This is a genomic window from Bacillus carboniphilus, from assembly GCF_039522365.1.
Lineage (GTDB): Bacteria > Bacillota > Bacilli > Bacillales > JC228 > Bacillus_BF > Bacillus_BF carboniphilus.
Window position 1 is genome coordinate 47,686 of record NZ_BAAADJ010000001.1, and the last position, 7,108, is coordinate 54,793.

The following is a 7,108-nucleotide window of genomic DNA, read 5'->3' on the forward strand; positions in this document are numbered from 1 at the left end:
TTGATCACTTAAAACAAAGTTCGATTGTTTGAATTAAAGATTGATTATTTGTAATAAAGTTTGATTAAAAGCAACCTCTTCGGTATGATTTCCGTAAGAGGTTGCTTTTTTTAGTACATAATAGGAAATTAATTGTAATTTTTACTTACTTGAAAGTTAATAAAAGGATTTAATATTTTTTGAGTAGGAGGATGAAAAGTGCCCAAGCGAAAACGTTCGCCCTCTATTAATAAAAAACACAAAGATGATCGTGGACGAGGATTAGGTTTAGAATACAAACCATGGATTACAATTCAAGATGTTCCTTCATTAGGTAGATCAACACGTCTAAAAGGGATTAAAATACCAAGACAATTTGAATTTCTTTCAGATTTAGAACGAAACTACTTTTATTTGTTGGAATATTCCAACTTAGTGGTTGATATACGGGAACAATATCCTTTATTGCCCATTGAAGAAACGATTATGATTGCTGATGAGCTAGGTATTAAACATCCAGCTGACCCAAAAACAAATGAGCCAATTATTATGACAACAGACTTTTTAGTAACCATTAGTGAAAACAAGAATCATCAAAATTTAGCTCGAACATTAAAATATAAGGATGAACTAATGAATGAACGAGTTCTAGAGAAATTTGAGATTGAGCGTGTTTATTGGGAACGACAAGATGTTGATTGGGGCATTGTGACCGAGTTAGAGATACCTAAAGAAATGGCACATAATATTGCGTTTGTTCATGGCTATGCAGACCTTTCAGTTATTGAAGGATTTGAAGAAGTTACTGAAGATGACATAGAAGAAATGAGTATTCACTTTATTAATAGGTTATTAGTAGAACATCGAGCAGTAAAACAGATCGCTAAAGAGTTTGAAATAAACTATGGTATGGCTGTTGGTTGTGGTCTTTCTCTATTTAAACATCTAATAATAACAAAGGCAATTGAATTAGATTTATTAGAAAAACTTGATGTAAGTCAAATCCAGCAAATAAAAGAAGTGCGTAAAGATTTTTCAGAGAAGGTGAGAGCAATATGATTTTTTACAATCAGGTGTACCAATTTACAGGTAAGGAAGAAAAAAATCGTATTCGTGTCATCGCTATTGACGATCCAATTGTTTATTTTGTCGAGTTACATGGAAATACATCAATGCCCAAAAAGGCGGTTATCTCTGATATTGAGACGGAAGTACAGAGTGAGTTACTAATTCCAATTCCAGACCCATTTGCCAAAAGCTATTCAGATAAAGATTTAACTGAAAAACAAATTCAAAAGCGTGATGAGGATTGGCAAGTTGTTTCAGAGGGTTGGGATAAGTACAAAAAATCACTGCTCATTAGAAAAGAAAGGGATGCAATTTTTGAACAAATTGCCAAGCAGCACCGCATCGCTAAAATAAAGGTAAAGCGGATTTTTACTCGTTTTTGGCAGCGAGGTTTAAATAGGAATGCTCTTCTTCCTGATTATATATATTCGGGTGGTAAAGGTAAAGAAAGGCAGCTAGCTTTAGCTAAAGTAGGTCGCCCAAGAAAATATTCATCCACTAAACAAGGAATTAATATTACGGATAATGTTAAGAAGCAGTTTGATTATGTAGTGAAAAAATATTATCGCAATAAACAACAACTATCTCTTACCGAAACGTATGAATATTTGTTAAGAGAATTTTACTCAGACAAGTATTATGAAGGCAATAAACCTAAATATAAGATTTGGGAGGAGTCAAAAATCCCTACGTTTCACCAGTTTTACTATTGGTTTAAAAAATTGGAAGATCCAAAGCTTGATTTTCAATTAAGGCATAATCAAAAGGAATTTGAGTTGAAGTATAGACCAATCTTAAGTAACTCAGCTTTAGAAACAGATGGTCCGGGTACCAGGTTCCAAATTGATGCGACTATTGCAGATATTTATTTAGTGAGTTCTTTTGATCGAAATTTAATTATAGGTCGCCCAGTTGTATATGGAGTAATAGATGTATATTCCCGCTTGTTGACTGGTATTTACGTTGGTTTAGAAGGTCCGTCATGGATAGGTGCAATGATGACTTTAGATAATATGGTTATGGATAAAGTAGAGTTTTGTAAGAAATTTGGTATTTCAATTGATGAATCCCAATGGCCAGCCCACCATCTACCAGAAATAATAATAGCAGACCGTGGAGAATTTGAAGGATATTCAGTTGAAAATCTTATCAATAATTTAAATATCAAAATTGAAAATACATCTCCTTACCGTGGTGATTTAAAGGGAATTATTGAACGTCAATTCCGTACAATTAACGGAAAAATAAAAAGAAAAGCTCCTGGTGCTATACAAAAAGAATACCGTGAACGTGGAGATAAAGACTATCGTTTAGATGCGAGTTTAAACCTTGAGGAGTTTACTAAAATTATAATCCATCTTGTCTTACACCATAATCAAAATATCATTGATAAATATCCGTTAGAAAAAGAAATGATATCAGTAGGATTAACAGCTACACCAATTAATTTATGGAATTGGGGTATTGAAAATAAAAAAGGTAGTCTGCAGGTCATCCATAACCAAAACATTTTGAGGTTGAATTTATTACCTAAAGGAAAAGCAAGAATAACAAGAGCAGGGATCAAATTTAGGGGTTTATCGTACGGGGCTGAAAGGGCGTTAAATGAACAATGGTATTTTAAAATGAGAAATCATAGTATCGAGATAGTATTCGACCCACGTGATATGAGTAAAATATATATTCCTCATACAGACGGACGTGGTTTCGATACTTGCTATTTATTAGATACTAGTTCCCAATATAAAGGTAATACTCTCGAAGAAATTGAATATTATCATGAACTTATTCAAGAAGCTAGACATCAAGAAGCTAATAAGCAAAAAGAAAACACACTTAACATGGATGGAGCAATAGAATCTATTATCCAAAAGGCAAAGAAAGAGAAAAAACAAACAATTGTCTCTAATGTTAGCAAGGCTGAGAAAGTGAAAAACATTAGTGCGAATAGACAAGCCGAAAAAATAATGAATCGTGAAGAAGAGAAATTCACTTTAACAGAAAAGCCTATAATAGATACTTGTCAGGTCGTCGAGTTTACTAAAAAAAATTCAGAAACTGTGGAAATACCCAAAAAATCAACCTCACGTCTAATGGATAAATTACGGAAGAAGCGAGATGAGGAATTTGGAAAAGATCAATAACCTTGTATTAAAGGGTGATTTTGAGGAAGCCGACTATAAGGATCAAGCTTTGACTGAGTATAGTAATAACCCTTTTATTAAAGCCCTTCCATTTATTTTTAGCGAAGACGATGTACTAGACCGATTTATGGTCACACCTCGTATAACTGAACAAGATAAGCAAAGTGAGACAAATATTCGTTACCATGTACTGAAACGAATTAAAAATTTCATTCAACCCCTGCCAATTCATTTTGAAGTAGAACGCCGGTTATCAACTTTAATTCGCAGAGGTTACTTGGCACGTAATCCTTTAGATAAATCATTTTTCGAGCGTATTCGTGTATTACACCAGTTACGTGAAGATGAAGAAGAAGCACATAAATATATTGATGAGAGATTGAATTACATTCGTTCAACAGCTGATAGTTTATCAATCATTGGGATTTCGGGTATTGGTAAAACGACTGCTATTGAACGACTTTTGTTAATGTATCCGCAAGTCATTAAGCATGAATTATATGAAGGGCAACCTTTTAATCGAACACAAATTGTCTGGCTTAAAATAGATTGTCCTTATGATGGTAGTTTATCGACCTTATGTAAAGGTTTCTTTAAAGCAATTGATGATTTATTAGGTACACGTTATTTAGAGAAATTCGGTTATTTAAATCGTGTAACCTCAACAATGTTATTACACATGACATCGTTAGCGAGTATGTACGGGATTGGAGTTCTTGTCATTGATGAGATTCAGCATTTGCTACATTCTAAAAATGATCAAGAAGAAATGCTAAATTTCTTTGTAACATTATCAAATACTGTCGGTATTCCAACCGTCTTAATTGGTACCTCTAAAGCACAACAACTGTTCAAAGGTAACTTCAGACAAGCACGGCGAGCAGCAAGTGAGGGTTCTATTATTTGGGACCGTATGTCAGAGAATAGTGAAGAATGGGAATTCTTTTTAGAAACTCTTTGGGAGTTTCAATGCTTAAAGACACGCTCAGAGCTTACAGAAGATGTTAAAAAGACATTTTATGAGGAATGTCAGGGAATCACTTCAGTTGCCGTAAACTTGTTCATTTTAGCTCAGGAACGAGCTTTATTTGATGAAACGAATGAAGAAGAAAAGCTTACCCCCCAAGTAATAAAGAAAACAGCAAGAGAAGACATGAAAATCATCCAGCCAATGCTTAATGCACTTCGTAAAAATGATCTAAAGGCAATGTATAAATATGAGGATATAATGATTAATTTGGATGAATTGATGATTAATAATAAAATGAATAGTGAATATGAAGGACGTATTAAAGAAGCCATGAAAGAGCGTCAGAATACAATACATTATAAACGGCAGGATATAATACAAAATTTAAGTATTGAAGTAGCTTCTATAGGTATTTTTGATGCAATTTCTTCAAAGCAGATTAATAAAGCAATAGAAAAAATTGTTGTAGAATCAATTATTGATACAGATTTCAATGTATTAAAGAGTCAAGCAATAAAAGAGTTAATGGAATTAAACGAAAAAGCAAAAGAACAAAAAGAGAGTCAAATTCCATCTACCAGGTTGTTGCCATTATTGCAAATAAGAGAAAGTGCGTTAAAGCAGAAATTACACTCATATGAAGTGTTTTTATCTAAAGGTTATATTAAAAATGCAATTCAAGAGTTTTATTAGGCACTAGAGTATTATTAGAAAAAACTCAGTTGTAGAAATGTTGATAAATTAGATGTGAAGTGGAAGCTGCCAAGAAGATTTAGCAAAAAACAAAAAATCCCAAGAATGCTTAAATACTACATTCTTGGGATTTCCATGTCGGAGAAACTGCTCAAAAAGACTTTGGGTCCCCCCTTTTTACCTGTCTTAATGAATTAACGTCCCCAATAGTCAAAATATTTATTTTCTAACTATTTCAGATTCCCCGTTCAATCCACGTTTGCACTTGTAAATTGCTCCCTCTACTATGCTATGTTATATTGTAATTGAATTTTGAATCCTTTCAGAATCCTCGCAATTCCACTTTTATCCGCTTTTATCTTTTTTACTTTTCCATAAAAAAAAAAAACAGAAAGCTAAAATGAAGGGAGATAAGGATGACCAATAAAATACATCCGGATTTTCACCAAGAAGAAAATCGATTAGGATACACAAAAAAATATATCGAGTATGTTTTAAAGGCTGCTGAACTGAATCAAGGAAATTACAAAGAGAATATTAAACAAGCGATGGTTGATCTTGATTATTTAGATAGTAGTTTAAGTTATATCAATATACTAACAAACAGCAAGTTTTTAGACATGGCTTCCACTGAATTCGAGACTTTGAAGAGAATTAAAGATAAGCCTTATTTTGCTCGCATTAACTTTAAGAAGACCAGTAAGAATACAGAGGACGTTTACTATATTGGTAAAACATCATTATATGAAAAGGAAACACAAGAACCCATTATTATAGATTGGCGATCTCCAGTTGCCAATGTCTATTATGATGGGCGTTTAGGGGACGTTTCCTATGAGTCCAATGATAAGACAGTGAATGGTTTTCTCTCTTTAAAAAGGCAATATAAAATTGAAGACGGTAAACTTATTGATTGTCAAGACGTTGACCTGACTACAACTGATGAATTACTTCAAGATTCTCTATCCGGAAAAGCCGACAGTCGCCTGACTGAAATTGTATCTACCATACAAGCGGAGCAAAACCAAGTGATTAGGGCAGACTTAAATCGCCCTATTATTGTTCAAGGTGCTGCTGGAAGTGGGAAAACGACGATTGCCCTACACCGAATTTCATATTTTATCTATCAATATGCTGAAAAATTCAGACCTGAGCAACTTATGATTATAGCTCCTAATAAAATGTTCATTGACTATATTTCGGATGTACTGCCTGAGTTGGGAGTAGATAAAATAAGGCAAGCCACTTTTATCGATTTTGTAAAAGAGTGTATTGGTAAAAAACTTAAAGTCGTTAACCCTGAACAGAAACTCATTTCTTTCCTCAATAAAGAGGTAGAAAATGAAAAGATGGTTAAATGGCTATCTTCCTTTAAAGGTTCTTTGACTTATAAAAAGATCATAAATAGGTATTTAAAAGACATTCGTGATGGAATGAGTCCTTGTGAGGATTTTGTACTTGAAAAGTTCAGACTTTCCAGCGGAAAAAAGCTACACAAACTTTTTATAAAAGAGTATAAATACCTTCCATTTTTAAAAAGGAAAGAGAAAATACAAGAAATTCTACGAGCTGATTTGAAACGGAAAAAGAAGCAAGCCTTGGCCAAATTGGAGGAAAAATATGAGGAAGCCCTTGAACAGGCTCTTTTTCATATGAAGGATGAAGTAAAACGTAAAAAGCGTGTGGTTTCCCTAATGGATCAAAAGGAAAAACGTTTAAAAAAGATCCAACAGGAATCCAAACATGCTGTAAAAACATACATGAGTAAACTCCCTAAAGATACTCTTTTAGGCTATTACAAAAAACTTTTTTTAAGTGTAGAACAATTTAATAAGTATGCAGACGGCCTGTTAACAGAAGAACAAATTTCTTTTTTCGTTCGGTATAATCAAGAAATCTTAAATAAAAATCAAGTTGAAATAGAGGATTTGGCTGCTCTGTTTTATATGAAGGCTAAAATTTTTGGGATTGATAAAAAATTACTTGCTAAAAATGTAGTAATAGATGAAGCTCAAGATTATAGTGAATTTCAATTTTTTGCGTTAAAAGAGGGATTAGGAACAGATATGTTCACCATTGTTGGAGATTTAGCTCAGGGCATCCACTCTTATCGAGGATTACAACAGTGGGATAGATTAAAAAGTGTCATATTGATTACGGCCACTCGATTTTACCACCATTGACATTTTTTTTACCACTGCTCGCCAAGAAATTTACCACATGTTGTCACCACATTTACCAACCTTCAAAAAGC

4 protein-coding genes are annotated in these 7,108 nt (G+C 33.3%); all 4 read left to right on the top strand.

Annotated features, from left to right (window positions below):
- The first annotated feature begins 198 nt into the window (after positions 1-198).
- The 4 genes from ABDZ91_RS00345 (at position 199) to ABDZ91_RS00360 (ending at position 7,037) form a co-directional block, all read left to right on the top strand.
- Entirely contained in the window at positions 199-1,038 is an 840-nt protein-coding gene (locus tag ABDZ91_RS00345) for a TnsA endonuclease N-terminal domain-containing protein (RefSeq protein ID WP_343795305.1), read from the top strand.
- Positions 1,035-3,191: a Mu transposase C-terminal domain-containing protein gene (locus tag ABDZ91_RS00350; protein ID WP_343795307.1), complete on the top strand. Its 2,157-nt coding sequence runs from the start codon at positions 1,035-1,037 to the stop codon at positions 3,189-3,191. Before ABDZ91_RS00345 ends, ABDZ91_RS00350 begins: the two co-directional genes overlap by 4 nt.
- On the top strand, positions 3,166-4,854 hold the full coding sequence (locus tag ABDZ91_RS00355; protein WP_343795309.1) for an ATP-binding protein: 1,689 nt from the start codon (positions 3,166-3,168) through the stop codon (positions 4,852-4,854). The genes ABDZ91_RS00350 and ABDZ91_RS00355 overlap by 26 nt, the downstream gene beginning before the upstream one ends.
- A gap of 416 nt (positions 4,855-5,270) precedes the next feature.
- Positions 5,271-7,037: a HelD family protein gene (locus tag ABDZ91_RS00360; RefSeq protein WP_343795311.1), complete on the top strand. Its 1,767-nt coding sequence runs from the start codon at positions 5,271-5,273 to the stop codon at positions 7,035-7,037.
- Positions 7,038-7,108 lie beyond the last annotated feature (71 nt).